We start from the raw sequence: 20,770 nt of genomic DNA, 5'->3' as shown, positions 1-20,770 counted from the left end.
CTTATACTTATCATGGCTGCAACAGAACCGGTACCGTAACCATTTCATAATTTCTCTGCTGTAAAAAAGTCAGCAGCTCATCCAGCTTATCCCAACACTTTTCCGTACGCTTCGGATCTACACCTGCATGCATCAATAACAAAAATCCGTTCAATCCTGCGGGATGTTCCTGTTCATATGTTCTGACAGATTGCAGGATGGTGGCGCAATCCCTGTATTGCCTGCCTAATTGGGGCCAGGTATAATCTGCATGGCTTAACGTACCTGGCGTATAGTTAATTAACTGCACCTGCAAAAGCCGTGCCCAGGAAACGATAGTGTCATTATACCACTCATAAGGCGGTAAAAACCAGGCTGCATTTTTTTTGGAAATGCCTTGTTTGGCCATGGCCCGGTAACATTGCAGCAGATCTTTATTAAACTGCTGTTGGGTAACAAGTAAACTATCCCTTTTGTTCCAGTCGCAGTACAAAAGGTGCTGATCGGAGTGCGGGCCCAGGTAGTACCCGTTACGGCGCAGCTGCTGTATCAGCGCAGCATGCGCGGGGTTGCGGTAAAACCGCCCGGTAAAAAAAAAGGAAGCGGGTACGTTATGTTTTTGTAACGTTTTTATAATGGTTGCCCCTCCATTCGCAAATTCATCGGCGCTGAATACCAGTGCTATGCGGCGGCGGGTAGTATCTCCCCGTATAATAGCCCCATGGCTGAAGGTAAGGCTGCGCGGCTGCTGCATGGCTTCATACTGCTGGGCTGCCAGCAGGTACACCAGGCTGGCGGTGCCATCCATGGTAGGTTCATTGGTGGAATAGTCGCCAAAGTCATCATGATAAACTGCCAGATCCGACTGAAACGGCGCATATTCATCCCCGTTATGCAGGGTAATGCCAATAAGACTTTTATAAATGCTGCCATACACCGGCCCGTCTACCAGTCCGCCATATACCGGATAATGATACAGGTGGCTGAAAGAGCTGTGCGGGTCCTCAGGGTTATCTCCATTAAAGGGCAATCCTGCTACCATGGCCGTGCCCCAGGGGTTGCAGCCAAACAGCCAGTCAATACAGGCCTGCTCCAGCTGCAGGTAGCTGCTGTCTTTTGTAAGCTGCCGGTAGCGGTTACACTGTATGGCAAAGCTTACGGTAAGGTTGTTAGAGCACCAGATAAAGGGTATGCCCCGGTAAAATGCATTACGCTGCGCTTTGGCCCATACTACCTGTATGCCCTGCCTGTAATAACTCATGGTGGTTTTTTGCAGCGCCGGCGACTGCGTGGCCAGCTCATAGTGGCCAAAGTTATGGAAGGGGTACCATTGATAATGCCGGGCCGTATCAGCGCCCATCCACGGGGTAAGGGGCTGCTGCTTTGCCCAGCTAAAGGCTTGCTGCACCAGCTGCTGCCGGTGGGTAAGCTTGCCTAGCATGGCGGCGCCCAGCTCCATATCATCCATCCAGTTATCTTCCTCATAAAAATAAGGCGCTCCGCAGGGCGCAGTTTGGCAAACACCAGGGCGGGCCACACCCAGCGCGTAGGCCGTAGCCGCTTTATGACGCAGCAAGGCAGCATAAGCCGTATCTGTTTTGGCATACAGCAGGGCGCCCAACGCAAAGGCGCTGGTAAATTTACCGGCAGTAGAGGCCACGCCGGTGCTGCGGTTCTTGTATTGTTTAAGGCCCTGCGGCCGCCCTGTGCAAAAATATACAGGGCGCTCCAGCCCTTTGCCGTAGCTGGCCGTATCTTCTGTGGGCAGCCGCATGCCGCGGTGGTCGCGGTCATCGGCTATCTGGTTAAACAGCTGATCATCGGCAGGGTGCATTTTTAGCAGCCAGTTCAGCCCCCAGCGGGCCTCATCCAGCACATCGGCTACCCCGTTCCGCCCGCTGTTGCCGTTGGCCGCACAGGTATCGCCAAACACGGGCGCAAAATCGCGCCAGGCTGCCAGCAAATGATAGGCGGCGTTGGCAGAGGTGGTTACGTACTGCAGGTAATCGCTGGCATCGTGCCAGCCGCCCGCTACATTTATGTGGGTACCATCCGGCATAGGACCATACACGGTAAAGCCGTCGTGGGTGTGGCAGGAGTCTTTCAGATAAGGGTTATACCCGCTGCGCTGCTGCCGCAGGTATTGCAGGCAAAAATCGGCCGTGCCGTTATACACATTTGCATTAATGCGGAAAACAGGAGAACGGGCATTGCCGCAGGTAAGGTAATAGGTGCCCGGCTGCTTAAAGGCGGTAAAATCCAGGCGGCGGGTATGCGTAAAAGGCCCATACGCGCCAAAATCAGCGCTGCTGCTGCCCTGCCATACCAGTGTGTCCGTATCTGCATTGTACAGGAAAAAGGCGCTGGCCGGCGCCGCCGCTCCGGCGCACCAAACGGCCACCTTACTGCCCAAAGGCGTATAGCCCAGCTGGTTAATCCTGATCCAGGCAGTAGTGTTGTGCTGCCCCGCCGCTGCAAAGGGTAACAGCAAGAAAAGTAAATACAGTAACCGCATGATTGTCAATAATGCACAATGGATGCAGGCAATGGCAGCAGCCTTTGCCTGTTAGCGCGCTTTATATGGTTGCCGGGGCGCCGCTATCTAACCTTTGCAAAGTCCTGCAGATCGGGCGTGTAGGTACGTTTCCGTTCCAGCTCATATTGATAAATAGTTTTCCCGATCTCTTTAAAGAAAGGATAACCCTCTGTTTCATATTCATACCGGTTATCATTCAGCACACCATCGCGGTTTACATACACGGTACCGGTAAGCATAAACTCAACCTTATGCTTAAAGTCCACAATATAGGCTGCATCTGTTAAAAAGCCGAACGCCCAGCCGGTTTTGTTAAAGACGCGGATGTAAGGTGGTATTTTACCCTGGTTCGCCTTAAACATGAAAAACTTGGTAAAGCTGTCGAAATAAGTAACCGTATCGTATTTGGGAAAATCCGACTCCCGGGGCAATGCCGACATATAATGATAGAGAAAACGATAATCCGCTTTGGTAAGGTTAAAACGCTGCGATTTGGGCACCGATTTCGGGAATAGTATTGATTGCAGTACATGCTGTATATCTTCCAGCGGGAAGTTATTTTGTTTGGTAAAATCAAAAGGGCCCTGTACCAGGCTATCCCGGCGGTTCCAGTGCGCATTGCCGATCAATATGGTTTTACTGAAGTCAAACGGCAGGTTGCAGTAAGCCGCCGGCTGCGCATAAATAAGCCGGTTGCCTTTCATAAAACGAATGGGGTTGGTATGGCGGTTGCCCTCTTCATCCAGCGGCATAAACCGCCGCACAATGCGCACCTGGCTATAGCCTTTGGCCCACAGGCTCTCATGAATGGCCTGCTGGCCTACAAACTCATACAACCGGTTATAGGCGTTATTATCGCTTACCAGGAATATCTTTTTTATGTAATGGGCTACGGAGGGCAGCCCGTTGCGGGCCGTTGAGTCGGTATGCACCATCACCTGCCCGGGGTATGCGCTATCCGTGAGCATTGGCGTATATATGTTCAGCCCCCTCTTGTGCAGGGCGTGCAGCTTTTCCATTGCCATTACGGCAACGGGCAGCTTTACGGTAGATGCAGGGTTAAAATAATTATCCGCATCCACATGAAAATAATATTGCTTAAAATGCGGGCGGTTATGCTTGTCCCTGTCTATCTGCGTGTAAATCAGCTGGTACCGGAAGGAGTCCGGGTACTGGAGTATATGCTGCAGCAAGGGTGAGGCGTGTTTACGTATCAGCGCCTCCAACAGGCTGTCTGTTTTTGGTTGTGCCCATGCTGACAGGGATAATAACGTGGCAATTACGGTGAGCGGGATACGCTTCATATCTTCAAAAATAAAAAATAATATATTTGGCTGACATACTGCCGAAACAAAAAAATTATCTTGATGAAGCTTGTTACTTACTTAAGGGAAGAAGCCGACCAACTGGCTATTTTAGTAAACGGACTGTTATACAACACCCAGGACGTGCATCCGGAGCTGCCTGGCAATATGCAAATGTTCCTGCTGATGTGGGAAGAAGTGATTGATATTGCCCTGCATGCAGACGAGCAGCTGAAAAGCGGCCAGCACAGGGGCAGCGCCATTGGCATACCTTACGAAAGCGTGCAGGTGCTGGCGCCGGTGCCTTTTCCAACCTCCTGCCGCGATGGTTATGCCTTTCGCCAGCATGTAGCTGCTGCACGGCGCAACCGCAGGGTGGAAATGATACCCGAATTTGACCAGTACCCTATTTTCTACTTCACCAACCACAATGCCATACAGGGCCCGGGCAACGTATACTGCATGCCGGACCATTTTAACAAGCTGGATTTTGAGCTGGAAGTAGCAGTAGTGATCTGCAAACCAGGCCGTAATATTACCGCTGCCGAAGCAGACGACTATATTGGCGGTTACATGATCATGAACGATATGAGCGCCCGCACCCTGCAGGCAGAGGAAATGAAGCTGAACCTGGGGCCTGCCAAGGGCAAAGATTTCAGCACCGCCATAGGCCCCATGCTGGTTACACCCGATGAGCTGGAACCTTTTAAGATCCCCACCAAACCCGGTCATACCGGTAACAGCTATGCGCTGAAAATGACCTGTGCCGTAAACGGCGTGCAGGTAAGCGAAGGCAGCATGGGCGATATGGACTGGACCTTTGCCGAGATCATAGAACGCTGCGCCTACGGTGTAAACCTGGTGCCCGGCGATATTATCGGCAGCGGTACGGTAGGCACCGGCTGTTTCCTGGAGCTGAACGGCACCGGCAGGCTGCAGGATCCCAACTACCAGGAACAATGGCTGCAGCCCGGCGATGTAGTGGAAATGGAAGTAGCCGGCCTGGGCACATTGCAGAACACGATGATGCAGGAAGACTCCGATTTTTCTATACTGGCGCTGAAAAAAAATTTGTAATGCTTGCTGTTACTCCAGGGCAAATAAAAACAGGGCAGCTGCATGCCTACCTGTTAGGCGCAATAGCGCCACGCCCCATTTGTTTTGCCAGTACGGTAAATGAGGCAGGGCTGCCGAACCTTTCGCCCTTCAGCTTTTTTAATGTATTCGGCAGCAATCCGCCTACGCTCATATTTTCACCGAGCCGCCGTGTGCGCGATAATACCATTAAGCATACACTGGAAAATATATACGCCACCAGGGAGGTGGTGATTAACGTAGTGAATTATGCCATGGTACAACAAGCCTCCCTGGCCAGCTGCGAATATCCGCAAGGGGTGAACGAATTTGAGAAAGCCGGCTTTACGGCATTGCCTTCTGAAAAAATAAAACCCATGCGCGTAAAGGAAAGCCCGGTGCAAATGGAGTGCGTGGTAAAGGAGATAATTGTTACGGGGCAGGAGGGCGGCGCCGGCAACCTGGTGATCTGCGAGCCGGTGCTGATACATATTAACGAAGAGATACTGAATGCCAACGGGCAGATAGACCCGCATAAGATAGACCTGGTGGCCCGTATGGGCGGTGATTACTATTGCCGTGCGTCCGGCGCTGCGGTGTTTGAAGTGGCCAAGCCTAACACCCAGCTGGGTATTGGCGTTGATGCGTTGCCGTTTGCCATCCGCAACAGCTGCATTTTAACCGGCAACCACCTGGGCCTGCTGGCCAATGTGCATGAAATGCCGGTAATTGACCCTGCTTTTGAGGATGTACAGCTGAAAAATATTATACAGTATTACAGCATTACGCCGGAGGAGATGGAAAAGGAGCTGCACCGGTACGCCAAACAGCTGCTGGATGAGGGAAAGGTACGGGAAGCCTGGCAGGTGCTGCTTACAGAAGGGTAAAAAAAGAAGGGCTGACCAAAAAGCATGTCTTTTTGGTCAGCCCTATTTTATTTTCCTACATGCGTTTATTTACCGAATACTTTCTTCAACAGGTCGGTGGTCCGGGCCGCAGGATTCTGGCGGATGTTGGCCTCCTCTTTGCTGATCTGGTCAAACAAAGCAGCTACTGCGCGGGTGGTCACATAATCCTGCAGGTCAGGGTTTACCTTGTTCAGGGTAGTAGGCAGCTTGTTATATGTTTTCACAATATCTGCATAATACCTGGTGGCGCTGGTGCTGTCCAGGGCGCCTTTAACAGAGGGTGCAAAAGCGGCCTTCAGCTGATCGGTGGTTTTGCTTTTGAAATATTCCGTTACGGAGTTATTGCCGCCGGTTACCAGCTTCAGGGCGTCGGTAACGGTCATTTGTTTAATGGCGTCTGTAAATATGGGCGCTGCATGGCTTACGGCTCCTTCTGCCGCACGGTTGATCTGCAGTATAGCTTTATCTACCTGGCTGCCCAGGCCAATGCTACGCAGGCTTCTTTCGATCTTTTGCGCATCTTCCGGCAGCAGCATTTTATAAGCCTCATTTCCAAAAAATCCATCTTTCTTACTCAGCATAGCAATACCGGCGCTTACTCCCTTAGCTAAAGCTTCCTTGATACCTGCACCAGCTTCTGATTCCGTTACATTGGCGGCAACACTGCTACTACTGCCCTGGGTAGCAGCGGCAGTAGTGTCTTTGATCAGCGCCTTACTCAATTTTTTCAGCAGTTGTGCCTGGCTTACCTGTAATGTGAAAAGTGCAGGCAGCAGGAAAACAATCCCTTTCTTCATAATGTTGTGGTTCATATATTAAAATTAAACAAATTAATTAAAGCGCAAATCCTCCACGCAAATCTTAACGTTCTTTAACACAATGCGTCATTCATGAATAGCCAGCAGCGGTATATGGCTGTGGAACGCCAGCTGCGTGGTGCGGCTGCGTTTAAAAATGTGTTCAAAAAAACCGTGTTTGCGGGGAATAATAAGGATCAGGTCTGCCTGCTGCTGCTCGGCAAAATCTATAATGCCCTGCGCCACATCAGCATGCTCCACAAAGTGGAACTGGGGGTTATAAGCCTCCAGCAATTGCTCCAGCTGCAGGGTTTCATAGGGTGTGTCAGCTGTAAAATGTTTGCTGTCGTGGTCAATATTCAGCACATGCAGCTCGGGCTTAAATACATCCAGCAATTTTTTCAGCACCTGCATAGGGGTGTGGTCCACGACATGCCTGAAATCTGCGGCAAACACAATTTTACGGACAGGTGTAAACCGGGCGTCGGCCGGTACTATGATCACCGGGCATTTGGTATTTTTCACTACTTCTACAGTATTGGAGCCTACCAGCATTTCTTCGAGCTGGCTGCCGCCGGTAGTGCCCATTACGAGTATATCGGCCAGCTCCTGCCGGCACAGCTGGTCAATATTAGCGGGCAGCAGATGATTTTCCGCCCGCGTTTCCAGCGTTACGTTGGCAGGCAGCAGCGGGGTTAGCTCGCGGGTCATTTTTTCCAGGCCTTCCAGGCTTGCAGCGCGCAGCTCATCGGGGTTCACCATGGGAACTGTGGTGGGCAGGTCCGGTATAGGCACTATCAGCTCATAGGCATGATACAACACCACACGGGCTGCTTGCAGCTGCCGGGCCAGCCCCAGGGCATAATGTGCGGCATTGTAAGCAGTTTCGGAGAAATCTGTAGGAACAATGATTGTTTTCATGTGCGGTAGGATTTAAAGTGGTTTGTGAAAGGAGCGGTATCATTCATATAGCCGGTTTTCTAACCAATCTGCAGCGCTTATCAAAGTTAGCATGCGCGCCTGGTATAACAGTCCCGCTATCTGCGGATAAAGAAAATTTAATGCCAGAAGTGCCATATTACAGTACAGTGCGCACCATCCGGGCATTCCAGGCTGCAGCGGTGCCATGACGGGGCCTTTGCAGCTTTTGCATCCCATGGCAACAACCCCTGTGTGGTGCCCAATAAGCCGCTTTACTGTAAACTCTGAACTATTACCCTTATTTTTGCACTCCATTTTGAGTAATACATGACACAATTATCTGAGCAAGAGATCATACGCCGGGAAAAATTACAGGAGCTGCAACAGTTAGGCATTGATGCCTACCCTGCCCCGCAATATCCCGTAAATGACACCTCTGTGAACATTAAAGCCCATTATTCGGAAGCTACCAAAGAGCAGTTCCAGGATGTATGCCTGGCCGGCCGCATTATGAGCATCCGCGATATGGGCAAAGCCTGTTTTGCCGTAATACAGGATAATGCAGGCCGTATACAGGTTTATATACGCCGCGACGATATTTGCCCCGGTGAAGACAAGACCCTGTATGACACGGTTTGGAAAAAGCTGGCAGACATTGGCGATATTATCGGCGTTAAGGGATATGCCTTTATTACCAAAACCGGCGAAACTTCTATACATGTTAAGGAGCTCACTATATTATCAAAGGCCCTGCGCCCCCTGCCGGTTGTAAAATCCAAGGAGGGAGAGGTGTTTGATGAAGTAACCGATCCCGAGTTTAAATACCGGCAGCGGTATGCGGATATGATCATTAACCCCCAGGTAAAGGAAGTGTTTGTAAAGCGCACGAAGATCATGCAAACCATCCGCGACTTTTACAATGCACTGGGCTACCTGGAGGTAGAAACCCCCATTCTGCAGCCCATACCCGGCGGCGCCGCAGCCCGCCCCTTTGTTACGCACCACAATGCGCTGGATATGCCTTTATATATGCGCATAGCCAATGAGCTGTACCTGAAACGCCTGATAGTAGGCGGTTTTGACGGTGTGTATGAGTTTGCCAAGGATTTCCGGAATGAAGGCATGGACCGTACCCATAACCCGGAATTTACCGTAATGGAAATGTACGCCGCCTACAAGGACTATAACTGGATGATGGAAACCACCGAAGCCCTGCTGGAAAAGGTAGCCCTGGCCCTGCACGGCACCACGGAAGTAACGGTAGGCAGCCAGGTTATTAATTTTAAAGCGCCTTACCGCCGCATAACCATGTACGATGCCATTAAAGAGCACACCGGCATTGATATTACCGGTATGGATGAAGCGCAGCTGCGGGAGGTATGTAAGCTGCTGAACATTACTGTGCCGCCCAACATTGGTAAAGGCAAGCTGATAGATGAAATTTTTGGTGAAAAATGTGAGGAGCACTATATACAGCCCACGTTTATTATAGATTACCCGGTGGAAATGAGCCCCCTCACCAAAAAACACCGCAGCAAGGCCGGCCTGGTAGAACGTTTTGAGCTGATGGTGAACGGGAAAGAGATTGCCAATGCCTATACCGAGCTGAATGACCCGCTGGACCAGCGCCAGCGTTTTGAAGAGCAGGTGCAGCTGATGGAGCGTGGCGATGATGAAGCCATGTATATTGATCATGACTTCCTGCGGGCGCTCGAATACGGTATGCCGCCTACCTCTGGCATCGGTATTGGTATTGACCGCCTTACCATGCTCATGACCAACCAGCCCTCCATACAGGATGTGCTGTTTTTCCCGCAAATGAAACCGGAGAAAAGCTGATCAGGCGCCGGGGTTAAAATAAAAAAGGGGGTGTAAGACTACATCCCCTTTTACTTTTTTTGACCATATCCTATGAAAACCGATTCAAAAATAGCATTCCTTTTCGCCCTTGTATATTATAGTTTCTAGTCGCTGGCATTCTTTTAACAGATGGTAGTATTTGGTAAATAGGTGGTAACCCGGTAGAATAAAATACATAGAAAGATTTGTGCTGCTGTTGCAGGCTGGGCTGAAAAAGAAGAGGATGTATCAGAAATAAACGAAGGGCCTGAGAATCGCTTAAACGATCACCTGCCTCCATCAGGTACCCGAATAAAAAGAGGGTGTATCGTACTTTTGAGACACCCTCTTTTTTATAATCTTGATAATTTGGCCGGTATTAGTACGGTTCTTAAAAAAGAAACGGGGCTGCAAGACTACAGCCCCGAAAAATTTTAACCATATCTTTATTGAAAAACCTGTAACAAAGATCATATTTATTTAATTATCACCACCCCCAACCTAGTGAATGCTATATTTTTCTTGGGGAACGTACCAAATATGCAGATAAACGCAGGCGCTTTTAATGAGCCCGCTAAGTACGTTATAAGAATGAAAAAGATGTAGATGCTGATAATCAATAAATTATTAAAACCGAATAGATGTATCATTCCGGGCACAACGTAGCCGATTCTCCGGGAAACACCGGTAAAGGCCGGTTAAAAATAAAAAGCGCCTTTTACAGCGCTTTTTAAAAAGAAAAAGGGTGGTAAGAATACCGCCCTTGTAATAATTTTAACCATATCCTATGAAAAACCTAGATCAAAGATAGCCTAGCATATATAGGTTTTTATTCCATTTCCGTGAACGATGCGATTTAGTTCGTGAAGATGAAAGATTGGGAATTAAGCTATTGCATTAATAAAATTTTTATATTAAGTGAAAATATTAATTTTATTATTCTTTAATGCAGATAGTATTGCTGCTTAACGGACTGCTTTAGCCTTCCCTTATTTCAGTAAAAACTTATAAAAGCAACCGTTCGCAATGGCCCCGGATGAATGTAAGAATTTAAGGGTTGAACGCAGATTATTCCAGTATAACCGCACCTGCGTGCTGCAACATTTTTGTGAACCTGCATATGCAATGCATTATGAAAAACTGTCAGCCTACGCCTCATTTTTTTATGGTTATTGAATAATTCATATATGTGCGTAACCGCGGCGGGAAATACTTTGTAATTAGGGTTTTATGGCGCTGTATATTTTGCGGCTTTGATCAGCAGCGGCCATAAGGCACTTTACAGGCTCGTTGCAGGGCATTTACCGCCCAGCTTGGCACAGTTATTGACCTTTTTAAACAAATTTTAGGTTAAAAAATAGGTTAAAGCGAAGGAGGCCTTTCCGTACAGGAAGGGCTTTTTTCGTATAGGGGCACGCGTAAAGGCGGGCTTGTTACTGCAGGGTGCTGTCCTGCACTGTTACCTGCCCGCGGGGGTTGATAATATTATAATCTGAAAAATCCTGGTTAGACTCCAGGCCGGTGCCATAAATAGTATCTGTAGGGGTGCTGATGCGTACATCCTTATCTGAAAAGAATCTGCCCTTTTTAGCGTCCCAGAGCAGCTCGTAACAATCCAGGCGCTTCCCTTCCTTATTAACCACTACCACACTGTCGCGCAGCAATACATTATCGTCATTTTCAAAGTATTTGCCATATTTGGCGGTTACCGTGCTTTCTACCTGCAGGCTGTCGTTATAGGATAATACCTTTAGTCCGTTATTAAACTCCACATAAGCAGGGCGCTCCAGGTACCTTGTCATGGTAGGGGCAGTAAGTTTGGCCCGCACCCTGCCATACTGGCTGTAAAAAGATTCGATCTTTACACCTTCTTCCACGGCGGCAGCTCCTTTGTCCAGCTGCATAATGGACTGCATGTCGTTTTCACAGGCTGCAAGAGAAAAAAGGAATACGGCCAGGAGCGCCATTTTCCGAACATTGATCATATGGGAACCGCTTTTCAACGCCGCAAATTAATCATATTTCCGTTTAATAAACCAGCGGTCGTTCAAAGTAAAGCCAAGCACCATACGGTACCAGGTTTCCTTTAGCACGGTGGCTTTATTGCCCCGGTGACCTATTTCAAAGGCCACATTAATTACAGTAAACTGGTTGGAGTAAGCCTGCCGGCGTATAGGCAAGCCGGCGCCAATGGAAAAGCCATATACCCGCATATCCTGCCCGTTCAGTTTCAGATAGTCGGTACCGTAGTAACCGCCTACCCGGTAGGTAACCTTGTTCCAATAACCGCCGGCAGCACGGGCATCGGGAATAAACTGCCCGCCCAGGCTCATTTTCCAGGCATTGCGCACAGAGTCTTTTTCGCCGTAATTACGGAACTGCTCCCACTGCTCGGTAGTAAAATCAGCCCCCATGCTCCACTTATCTGCCTTGCGCAGCATTATACCGCCTCCTAACTGTTGCGGATATATGATTTTTCCATGCTCGCCTTTTGCATAAAAGGCAGTGTCCTGGGTAGTGTACTCATTGGAGGTGGGGTCATATATCAGCGTTTCACGCAGCTGCTCCCGGCGGCCCGAAAGGTTTTGTTTAAGGCTGCCGGTAGCGCCCAGCGTAAGATCCAGCTCATTACCCAGGTTAAACCGGTACTGCAGCCCCATATTATAAAACAGATGGCCGTAGCTTACCCGTTGCGTATGCCTGGAAGGAAATATATACTGGTTGGGCGGGTAAATTGCCTTGGTGCTGTTTTCAATGTTGCCAAACAGGTACCCGATGTTGGCGCCAATGCTAAAGTTGCCAATGCCCACACCTGTGCCGGCATATAGCTGGTACAGGCCGCCGTTACCTTCATACTGGTAAGCTACCGGTACTTTCAGCGTATCAAAAAAAGTTTTTTCACTGTTCTGCAAAATGTTGTAAGATACCCTTGTTACCGGGCGCAGGCCCATTACCAACGCCCATTTACGCCGAATGGGTATACCCAGCTGCAGGTAGGAAAGAGAACCTATGCCGGAACGGAATTGCTGGTCGGTATTGGAAATAACCCGTGCGCCCCCTTCCACGGCAATATCCAGGGTCGTTAGCAGCAGGGAGGAATAGCTGGCCGGGTTGGTGAAGTTAACGGACTGCGGATCGTTATAGGCCTGCGATACGCCGCCCATGCCCCTGTTAATAACATGCTGGTTAACATTCTGGTCACCTAAACCATAGCGGGAATAAGGGGAATTGTCCTGTGCGGCAACGTTATTAGCCAACAGTAACAGAAAAGCCAGTAAACAGGAAATGCCAGCTATAGGTTTATACATTTGGCGGATTGATTTGGTTACTGTTTTAGTGAGCGCTTTATCGTATTGATATAGCATATTCTTCACTAAACATCGTTTGCAAATATCTAATTTTTAGAATGGGATGCAAAGAAAACCAAACCGGCTACTGTTAAAACGTCGTTAAAAAACGGCTATTCAACTGCTTTTATAACCCTTCTGCCGATAAATTCCGGAAATGGCCGTTCAGCTTTACGCGTTCCTTCAGCTTTTCCATTTCGGCCATCAGGGGTATTACTTTCAGCAGGTGGCGCTTTAAATATTCCAGGCGCTGCATTTCCTGGAACAGGTGCAGCAGCTCATACTCCTCCTCCAGGGAAAGACCGGCATGATGGGCCAGGTCATAAGCGCTCAGCTCATCATCTTTTTTGGGAAAGTTTTTGTTTACCTGCAGAATATGGTGCAGCTCCCGTATGGCATGCAACACCTGCTGGCGCAGGCGGGCGTGGGTTTTACCGTTATTTTCGGGATAGTTTACAATGGCGCCGTCATATAGTTTATCGGGAACGGTTTTAATTACCTCCAGTATGCGAAACACGCTTACTCCACGGGTTACAATGTCCATTTCCCCGTTCTCATATTCTTTTTCAATACGTACCACTTCTACCAGCGTACCGTATTCTACAATTTTTTTATGCAGTACGGTAGGTATGCCAAAAGGTTTTTGCTCGCTTACACATTCACGCACCAGCTGCTTATACCGCGGCTCAAATACATGCAGGTTCAGCTGTTCCTGCGGATATACCACTATGCCTAAAGGAAATATGGGAATGAAATTCGTCATAAGTAACAGCTAAGTTAAAAAATAAATGGCCTTCACTTGCCAACAGGCAATAGGGTATACCGGGTTTTAATGTATTTTAGTAACTGTTACACTATCAACCAGGATCATAAAGCGAAACGTTATGACGCAAGGCACTGTAGCCGAACAGCCAACTGTTTTTGATGTAGCTGTTATTTTACTGAATTATAATTCCACAGATTATACTATTGGCTGCATTCAATCCATACAGCAGCATACTGCCCGGGGATTGCGCTGGCAGCTGGTGATTGTAGACAATGCCTCTGAAGAGGCCCAGTACCACCAGCTGGCTGCCTATGTTGCCGGTATAGACAATATTATACTGGTAAAAAGCATCCTTAACCTTGGCTTTTCAGGGGGCAATATGCTGGGCGTTCAATACGCCCGCGCCCGGTACCTGTACCTGCTGAATAACGACACCGTTTTTGAAAACGACTGCTTATCGATCCTGTACAATTTTATGCAACAGCAGCCGGAGGCCGCTATCTGCAGCGGGCAAATGCTGGATGCAGAGGGCCAGCCCATTCGTACGTTCGGCTATTTTCCCACCCTTTCGCTAAAGCTGCTGGGCAGCGGCCTGCTGCGATTATTTAAGCCGGCCAATTTTCCGCGCCGCGGCAGCGTATATATACAACCGTTACAGGTGCCCTTTGTCAGCGGTGCATCCCTGTTTATACGGTACAGCATGTTTGCCGACATTGGCGGCCTTGACACCAACTATTTTTTTTACTGTGAGGAGGAAGACCTGGCCTATACTTTCCGGAAAAAAGGCTGGCATTGCTACCTGGTGCCGGACGCACGTTTTGTTCACTTTATAAGTAAGAGCACCACGGTAAAGGCCGAGTTTTTACAGGAGTACTATTTTTCACTCCTGTATTTTTTTTCCAAACATTTTTCCGCCCCGGCCTATCATGTGCTTAAATGGTGGTATTTCTTTAAACTATTGAAAAAGTGTTACAAAGGCGGCTTTTACGCACGTATTGCATGGATGATAGCCAAAAATGCCCCCCCTTACTACTCATTAAGATTCAAACAAAAAATACGAATGGGCCACACCTAACCGTTGAAAATTATATCTTCACCCCTCAATAATAGTTACAATACAATTATGCCGTTGATAGGGCTGGACCTTGAAAAACTAAAATATCCGCATAATGGGCTGTACACTGTTTGCTGGCAGTTAGGCCAGCGCCTGCCTGCGCTGGTAGCGGAGGATGAGGAGCTGCTATACTACCTGCCGGACAATTTTAAAGGGTTTACCAACAATGTGTGCTATAAGCCGTTATACTACCGTTGGTATCACCGGTATTTTTTTCATCCGCCTAAAACAACCATATGGCATGCCCTGCACCAGGCTACCAACGTATATCCGCGCAAACGTACCGGCAAGCTGGTGCTTACTATTCACGATCTCAATTTCCTGCTCGACGAAAGAAAGGACGAACGTACCAAAGCTTTTCTGCTACGCCGTTTACAACAGCAGGTAAATGAAGCCGACTGCATTGTTACCATTTCACATTTCACCTTTAATACGGTGCAGGAGCACCTGCAGGTAGCAAAAGAAAAATGCTGTGTAGTGTATAACGGCGCCGATGTACTGGAATACCCCGCATTTGACCAGCCCTGTTACCGGCCCAGTGCACCTTTCCTGTTTTCCATAGGCATGCTGATGCCTAAAAAGAATTTTCATGTGCTGCCCGCGCTGCTGCAGCATAACCAGTATGAGCTGCTGATTGCCGGTACCCCTCATGGCGATTATATTAAAAAGATACAGGAAGAAGCCGGGCGGTTTGGCGTAAGCAGCCGGGTAAAGCTGCTGGGCCCTATCAGCAACCAGGATAAATACTGGTACCTGAAGCATTGCTACGCCTATGTGTTTCCCTCTATTACAGAAGGCTTTGGCATACCGCCTATTGAGGCCATGCATTTTGGGAAGCCGGTATTTTTATCAGACAAAACCAGCCTGCCGGAAGTAGGCGGCAGCCATGCCTATTACTTCCGCGACTTTGATCCTGTACATATGCAGCAGGTATTTGAAGCAGGCATGCACCATTATACCACACAGCACCCGCAACAGGCCATTATTGCACATGCGCGCCAGTTCAACTGGGACCGTATGAGCCAGGAATATTTAAAAGTGTACCGCAGCCTGTATTAATGCGCCGCTGCTATTTCTTCAGTATTTTATAGTTCCGGTAATCAAACAGGCGTTTGCCGGTTTTCTGCTCAATCCAATACAGCACTGCATCTTTAAAGGAAAAACTTTTGCGGCTGATGTCGCGCTCAAACTGCCAGTTGCGGGCGGCAATACGGCTTTGCATTACCTGCGGGTGCACGCCTTTAAACCGGGCCAGGGAGTCGACCAGGCCGTAATCAAAATTGCCGGCTAACAAACGTTCCTTTAATGCCTGCTCATTATTACCGTAGTAGAGGTAGTGGGAGTTATTTTGTTTTTGCGCCTGTAAAGCAGGGTCCTTTACCCAGCCATAGTGGTAAATATCTGCCTTCACCGGTTTTACCAGCAGCTTTTGCCCCTGCCGGCGAAAGCCCTGCGCATCGTTATAGGAGCGTATTTGCTTGTTATTGCGGATTACGCGTATCTCATGCTTATACCAGGTACGGGAGTCGCCTACATAATCATAGCTGCCGTAAAAGTGCACATAATTAAACAGCAGGCCTTCCACGCGGTGATCGTTCTTATACTGCTGCATGGCAGCGCGTATGTTATCGTACCCTTTTTCGTGCACCACTTCATCCGCCTGTATGTAAAAGGCCCAGTCGGCATCGTCGCTTACTGCATCAAAAGCCTTGTTGGTTTCTACAGCCAGCACGCGGCCGCCTTCCTTCAGGGAGTCGTCCCAAACGGTTTGTATAATACGGATCTTGGATGAGTCAATAGCGCGTATAAGATCCAGCGTATTATCATCGGAGTTACCTACGCTTACCACTACTTCATCACATAAAGGCAGGATAGACCGTATAGAAGCCTCTACGGGGTAATCATATTTTATGGCATTGCGTACAAAGGTAAATCCCGCTACTTTCATATAATGGCAATTATGCGCCGGCAGCGAAGGTATAAAAAACACCTATTACTTACTTTCAGGAAATCTTTATTTTGCGCCTATGTCGCATGCACCGGCACATATACCTGATATAAAAGCACTGGCCCGCCAGATCTCACTGGTTGAAAATGAAGCTCCCGGCTATACGCAGCTGCTTGAGCAGCTGCCCACGGGCAGCGCCACGCGGGTAATTGGTATTACGGGGCCGCCCGGCGCGGGCAAAAGCACCCTGGTAAACACCCTTATACAAACGCTGGTGAGCCGGCAGCAAAGCGTGGCCATTATTGCGGTAGACCCTTCTTCTCCTTTTAACTTCGGGGCTTTGCTGGGCGACCGTATACGCATGAGCCGGCACTTTAATAATGCACAGGTATTCATTCGCTCCATGGCCAGCCGGGGCGCATTAGGCGGTCTTAGCCCCAAGATCATTGAAGTAAGCGATGTAATAAAGGCCGCAGGGTTTGATTACCTTTTTATTGAAACGGTTGGCGTAGGGCAAAGTGAGGTAGATATTGCCGGCATTGCCACTACCACCGTGGTAGTAGTAGTACCGGAAGCAGGTGATGAGATACAGACCATGAAAGCGGGGCTGATGGAGATTGCCGACATATTTGTAGTAAATAAAGCCGACCGCGATAATGCAGATGCCTTTGTAAAAAATCTTCGCCTGCTGTCGGCCGAAAAGCAGCACCATACCGGCTGGCACATACCGGTGCTAAAAACTGTTGCAACACAGGAAACAGGCATCGGGGAACTGATAAACGCCATTGAGCGGCACCAGCAGCAAACCCGGTCCCGCGACCGGCAGGCCCTGCTGCTGGCAGAAAAAGCCTGGCAGCTTATACAACACCGGCGTATGTACGACGTAAATAAGCAGGCATTGCATACACAAATAGCGCAGGAGCTGGAGCAGGGAACCTTTAACCTGTACAGGCTGGTAGCTGAAAATGTAAAACAGCGCTTGCCTTAATTGGGCGCTACGGCAGTACGCATCAGCAAAAAGGAAATAAAATAAGCGGCTGCACAGGCACAGGTTAGCGGCAGCAGCGCATTCCACTCATGGGTTATTTCCAATGAAAAAATAATGGCCGTGAACAGCGCGCGGGTAGTGCCTGCAAACATAGCGGCCATGCCAATTAAGGCAGCTACAGATACCCGGATGGCCAGCTGCGGAAAAGCAGCCTGCAGTACAAAAGCAATAAATAGTCCCCAGGCGCCGCCTACGGCAAACAGCGGTGCAATTGAACCACCCGGCGTACCGCTACCTGCCGCAAAACACCACGAAATAAATTTAAGCACACCCAATACCAGCAACATTTGCAGGGTTACTTTCCCCATCAGCAGGTTATGTATGCCCGTATAGCCTGTGCCCAGGGTATCAGGCGCAAAATATCCTATAACGCCTACCACCAGGCCGCCAATAGCCGGCCACCACATGGGGGGCACAGGCAGCTTTGCAAAAGCTGCTTTCATATACGATACTGCCTTGGTGATCCAGGCGGCCAGGAAACCGATTATAATACCAATGCCTGTATAGGCCAGCAGCGCCAGAGGAGCCGGCATGGTTACATGCGGCAGGTCAAACAAAGGTGCGCTGCCACGGTATAAATAATGTATAAATGCGGCGGTAATACTGGCCAGGATAACAGGCAACATACTACGCAGGGTAACTTTTGACAACAACAGCTCGGCAGCCAGCACTGCTGCCGCCAAGGGGCTGCCAAAAAAATAGCTCATGCCGGCGGCGGCGGCGGCGGCCAGCAATATCCCGCATTCGTCTACCGTAAGTTTCAGCCGCTGACTTATGAAAGCGCCCCAGGCAGCACCTGCGCGCATTATGGGTCCTTCAGCACCCATCGGGCTGCCGGTACCTATTGCCATGACTGCGGGCAGGGGCTGCAGTAAAGCCCTGGTCACTCCACGACTGCGCCTGGCGGCATACCATAGCCATCCTGTTATTAATGCTCCTGTTACCGGCACTACTATTATCCAGGGTCCCTGCTGGCTGGCTGCCGGTGTATTTTGGGCAACGCTAAGCTGTCCGTAAAACGCAAGGTTGGTAACAAGGTAAATACACCATACCAGCAACTGGGCCACTACGCTTGCAATGGCCGCCTGCACCACTACCAGGCCGCACAGGTATAACACGCGGAAAAGGCTGCTGTTAGCCGGCCGGGCTGGTATATTGGAGGATAAGGCAGTGTCAATGGCTGAAAATACCGGTATAGCAAGCCGGGAGCGAAAAAATTGCATCATGAGTTTACTAAGCTGGTATAATGGTAAACCAATACGCACAAACATACTCAAAATAAAACAGACAGGGTATAGTATACGTCAATAGTGGTTTAGTATTACTAACTCGGGCGAGCTGTTTAGCTTATGATGTCATGCCTTCTTTTGACTGGATGCCGACCGTCAACTGTCAAAATTAATGCGACATAATGAGTTAATAAGTTGTTAATCGAACGGGCGTATTCACATAGACAATTACTGCATTATTCATTGTTGCGATCTGTATATGAGTATATTTCATATAAATATAGGGTTGATATGTATGAAATACCCCAGTGAACGAAATGTTAAAGATTTTGTTAGTTAGGAGCCCTTATTATATTTGTAAAATAGGACCTGGGTTGCAATTCCTCCAACTAAATATGTATGTATGATTAATGGCAAGCGTTATGAAAGTACGTCGGCCGGTATGACCTCATCCACTTTAAATTTACGGGAGCTAGTTTTAATTAAACGTATGTTGCTGTTTACCCGTGAAGATGAACGTTACCTCCAAATGGCCGGTGAAATACTTTCCGATCAGGCAGAAACAATATTGGATATTTGGTATGATCACATGGTTGCCAACGACTACCTGGCCCATTATTTTACCCGTGACGGGCAGCCGGATGCCGAATACCTGGACACTTTACGCCCGCGCTTCGGCAGCTGGATCAGGCAATTATGCCAGCCTCCCTCTAATAACTATTGGTCGCAGCTTGAACAGGCTATTGCAAAGCGTTACCAGGACCAGTCACTGCCTACCCCTCATATGGCAGACCTGCCTGCCGTTTTTTTACGCTACCTGGTTACGTTTATTTATCCTGTTACCAATGCTATCCGTCCTTTCCTGGAAAAGAACGGCCACCGACCGGAAGAAGTAGAAAAAATGCATCAGGCCTGGTTCAAAGCCGTTAGCCTGAGCGTACTCCTTTGGACATACCCTGATCCTGTTGCCCAACAGCCCTGCTAACCTCCTTCCCGCTTTTACCCATATCAGCTTATTGGAATCCTATTGAAAACTTTTTGACCACAACCATAAAAACTATGGAAGTAGCTGTTTTTGACACCTATGTAAAGAAAAAGAATGGTGGGTATATGCATTTTGATATTATTGTTGCCGCCGATACCCACTACGAGCATGTGCTCACCTTTGGTAAAGCCTACCTGCAATCCAAGCAACGCGCCACCCCGCACATTTCTACCAGGGACTGCCGTTTCTGCCACCTGGAGGAAGTAGTGCCCGTTTGGGAGCAAACTATTGCCCGCCAGGGGTACTATATTCATGAAATTGAAGGTTGCCAGTAGCCGGTAATATATATAATGTATTTCCTGCAACGCAAAATTTCTGTATATTACCGGTTACAAAAAGTAAGCAGGAAAGCAGGATGGGGAAAACTTCAATTTTCAACCCCGCACAACAGGCCAATAGCGTTTCCAGCAAAGTAGTAGCTGCTGTTGAACGTTTATCTGCCAGTTTTCGCGTGCTGTTATGGAATGAGGCCAAACAGCATGGGCTAAGCCCTATACAGGTACAGCTCCTGGTATTTTTATTGCACTACCCCGAAGAAAAAAGAACAGTAACGCACCTGGCCCATTATTTTAACATGACCAAGGCCACTATCAGCGATGCAATAAAATCACTGGAAAGCAAGCAGCTGATTACACGTAAAATCATGGAAAGCGACACCCGCAGCCATAGCCTGCACCTGGTAAAAGAAGGTAAAACCCTGGCCAGGAAAGTAGAGCGTTACGCCATGCCCATGCTGGACGCCGTAGCCGGGCTGCCGGCCGAAAACCAGGCCGTGCTGCTGGAAAACCTGCTGCAGCTTATTTACCAGCTGAACCAAACAGGTGTAGTTACTCCACAGACGATGTGCCTGAACTGTCATTTCTATACCCGTAAGAATGGCGGCCATTATTGCAACCTGGTGAAAGCGCCGTTAAA

General features: G+C 48.8%; 18 protein-coding genes. 9 read left to right on the top strand and 9 right to left on the bottom strand.

What is annotated here, in order from left to right; translation table 11 throughout:
• Nucleotides 1-10 precede the first annotated feature (10 nt).
• Nucleotides 11-2,494, bottom strand: a complete 2,484-nt coding sequence (locus VFS25_RS08845) for a glycoside hydrolase family 9 protein (RefSeq protein ID WP_326461771.1) — start codon at nucleotides 2,492-2,494, stop codon at nucleotides 11-13.
• A gap of 83 nt (nucleotides 2,495-2,577) precedes the next feature.
• Entirely contained in the window at nucleotides 2,578-3,819 is a 1,242-nt protein-coding gene (locus VFS25_RS08840) for a serine hydrolase (protein WP_326461770.1), read from the bottom strand.
• A 63-nt stretch (nucleotides 3,820-3,882) separates the two neighbouring features.
• Between VFS25_RS08840 and VFS25_RS08835 the strand changes: the two genes are divergently transcribed.
• Nucleotides 3,883-4,896 carry a fumarylacetoacetate hydrolase family protein gene (locus VFS25_RS08835; RefSeq protein ID WP_326461769.1) on the top strand — a complete coding sequence of 338 codons (1,014 nt, stop codon included), beginning with the start codon at nucleotides 3,883-3,885 and terminating at the stop codon, nucleotides 4,894-4,896.
• Nucleotides 4,896-5,780, top strand: a complete 885-nt coding sequence (locus tag VFS25_RS08830) for a flavin reductase family protein (RefSeq protein ID WP_326461768.1) — start codon at nucleotides 4,896-4,898, stop codon at nucleotides 5,778-5,780. Before VFS25_RS08835 ends, VFS25_RS08830 begins: the two co-directional genes overlap by 1 nt.
• Nucleotides 5,781-5,845: 65 nt before the next feature.
• Here VFS25_RS08830 and VFS25_RS08825 read toward each other — a convergent pair whose 3' ends face one another.
• A complete protein-coding gene (locus VFS25_RS08825) occupies nucleotides 5,846-6,613 on the bottom strand; it encodes a DUF4197 domain-containing protein (protein WP_326461767.1) in 768 nt (255 codons plus the stop codon).
• 72 nt (nucleotides 6,614-6,685) lie between these two features.
• A complete protein-coding gene (locus VFS25_RS08820) occupies nucleotides 6,686-7,519 on the bottom strand; it encodes a universal stress protein (RefSeq protein ID WP_326461766.1) in 834 nt (277 codons plus the stop codon).
• Nucleotides 7,520-7,846: 327 nt separating this feature from the next.
• Here VFS25_RS08820 and lysS point away from each other — a divergent pair, with 327 nt between their 5' ends.
• The gene (lysS, locus tag VFS25_RS08815) at nucleotides 7,847-9,358 is read left to right on the top strand and encodes a lysine--tRNA ligase (protein WP_326461765.1); all 1,512 of its coding nucleotides are present in this window, start codon (nucleotides 7,847-7,849) and stop codon (nucleotides 9,356-9,358) included.
• Between the two features lie 1,433 nt (nucleotides 9,359-10,791).
• Here the strand turns inward: lysS and lptC are convergent.
• The 3 genes from lptC to VFS25_RS08800 all read right to left on the bottom strand — a co-directional run bounded on the left by lptC (nucleotide 10,792) and on the right by VFS25_RS08800 (nucleotide 13,468).
• Entirely contained in the window at nucleotides 10,792-11,343 is a 552-nt protein-coding gene (gene lptC / locus VFS25_RS08810) for an LPS export ABC transporter periplasmic protein LptC (protein WP_326461764.1), read from the bottom strand.
• Nucleotides 11,344-11,370: 27 nt separating this feature from the next.
• Complete coding sequence (locus tag VFS25_RS08805; RefSeq protein ID WP_326461763.1) at nucleotides 11,371-12,615, bottom strand: hypothetical protein; 1,245 nt, start codon at nucleotides 12,613-12,615, stop codon at nucleotides 11,371-11,373.
• A 217-nt stretch (nucleotides 12,616-12,832) separates the two neighbouring features.
• Nucleotides 12,833-13,468: an LON peptidase substrate-binding domain-containing protein gene (locus tag VFS25_RS08800; RefSeq protein ID WP_326461762.1), complete on the bottom strand. Its 636-nt coding sequence runs from the start codon at nucleotides 13,466-13,468 to the stop codon at nucleotides 12,833-12,835.
• Nucleotides 13,469-13,589: 121 nt separating this feature from the next.
• Here VFS25_RS08800 and VFS25_RS08795 point away from each other — a divergent pair, with 121 nt between their 5' ends.
• Both VFS25_RS08795 and VFS25_RS08790 read left to right on the top strand, forming a co-directional pair.
• Nucleotides 13,590-14,546, top strand: coding sequence for a glycosyltransferase family 2 protein (locus VFS25_RS08795; RefSeq protein WP_326461761.1), 957 nt, complete (start codon nucleotides 13,590-13,592; stop codon nucleotides 14,544-14,546).
• A gap of 48 nt (nucleotides 14,547-14,594) precedes the next feature.
• Nucleotides 14,595-15,644, top strand: coding sequence for a glycosyltransferase family 1 protein (locus VFS25_RS08790; protein ID WP_326461760.1), 1,050 nt, complete (start codon nucleotides 14,595-14,597; stop codon nucleotides 15,642-15,644).
• A gap of 10 nt (nucleotides 15,645-15,654) precedes the next feature.
• On the opposite strand, the gene VFS25_RS08785 is transcribed toward VFS25_RS08790, so the two are convergent.
• Nucleotides 15,655-16,533: a glycosyltransferase family 2 protein gene (locus tag VFS25_RS08785; RefSeq protein WP_326461759.1), complete on the bottom strand. Its 879-nt coding sequence runs from the start codon at nucleotides 16,531-16,533 to the stop codon at nucleotides 15,655-15,657.
• A 79-nt stretch (nucleotides 16,534-16,612) separates the two neighbouring features.
• Here VFS25_RS08785 and meaB point away from each other — a divergent pair, with 79 nt between their 5' ends.
• The gene (meaB, locus tag VFS25_RS08780; protein ID WP_326461758.1) at nucleotides 16,613-17,521 is read left to right on the top strand and encodes a methylmalonyl Co-A mutase-associated GTPase MeaB; all 909 of its coding nucleotides are present in this window, start codon (nucleotides 16,613-16,615) and stop codon (nucleotides 17,519-17,521) included.
• Here the strand turns inward: meaB and VFS25_RS08775 are convergent.
• Nucleotides 17,518-18,807: a chloride channel protein gene (locus VFS25_RS08775; RefSeq protein WP_326461757.1), complete on the bottom strand. Its 1,290-nt coding sequence runs from the start codon at nucleotides 18,805-18,807 to the stop codon at nucleotides 17,518-17,520. The two genes, meaB and VFS25_RS08775, sit on opposite strands and share 4 nt — an antisense overlap.
• Nucleotides 18,808-19,213: 406 nt before the next feature.
• Here VFS25_RS08775 and VFS25_RS08770 point away from each other — a divergent pair, with 406 nt between their 5' ends.
• From VFS25_RS08770 to VFS25_RS08760, 3 genes are all read left to right on the top strand, one after another.
• A complete protein-coding gene (locus tag VFS25_RS08770) occupies nucleotides 19,214-19,795 on the top strand; it encodes a protoglobin domain-containing protein (RefSeq protein ID WP_326461756.1) in 582 nt (193 codons plus the stop codon).
• A 74-nt stretch (nucleotides 19,796-19,869) separates the two neighbouring features.
• Nucleotides 19,870-20,130, top strand: a complete 261-nt coding sequence (locus VFS25_RS08765; RefSeq protein WP_326461755.1) for a DUF2024 family protein — start codon at nucleotides 19,870-19,872, stop codon at nucleotides 20,128-20,130.
• An 80-nt stretch (nucleotides 20,131-20,210) separates the two neighbouring features.
• The coding region (locus VFS25_RS08760; RefSeq protein WP_326461754.1) for a MarR family winged helix-turn-helix transcriptional regulator at nucleotides 20,211-20,770 on the top strand (560 nt) is incomplete at its 3' end.

It is taken from the genome of Chitinophaga sp. (assembly GCF_035761305.1).
Lineage (GTDB): Bacteria > Bacteroidota > Bacteroidia > Chitinophagales > Chitinophagaceae > Chitinophaga.
The sequence above is the reverse complement of the archived record's forward strand: the minus strand, read 5'-3'. Positions and strand labels throughout refer to the sequence as shown.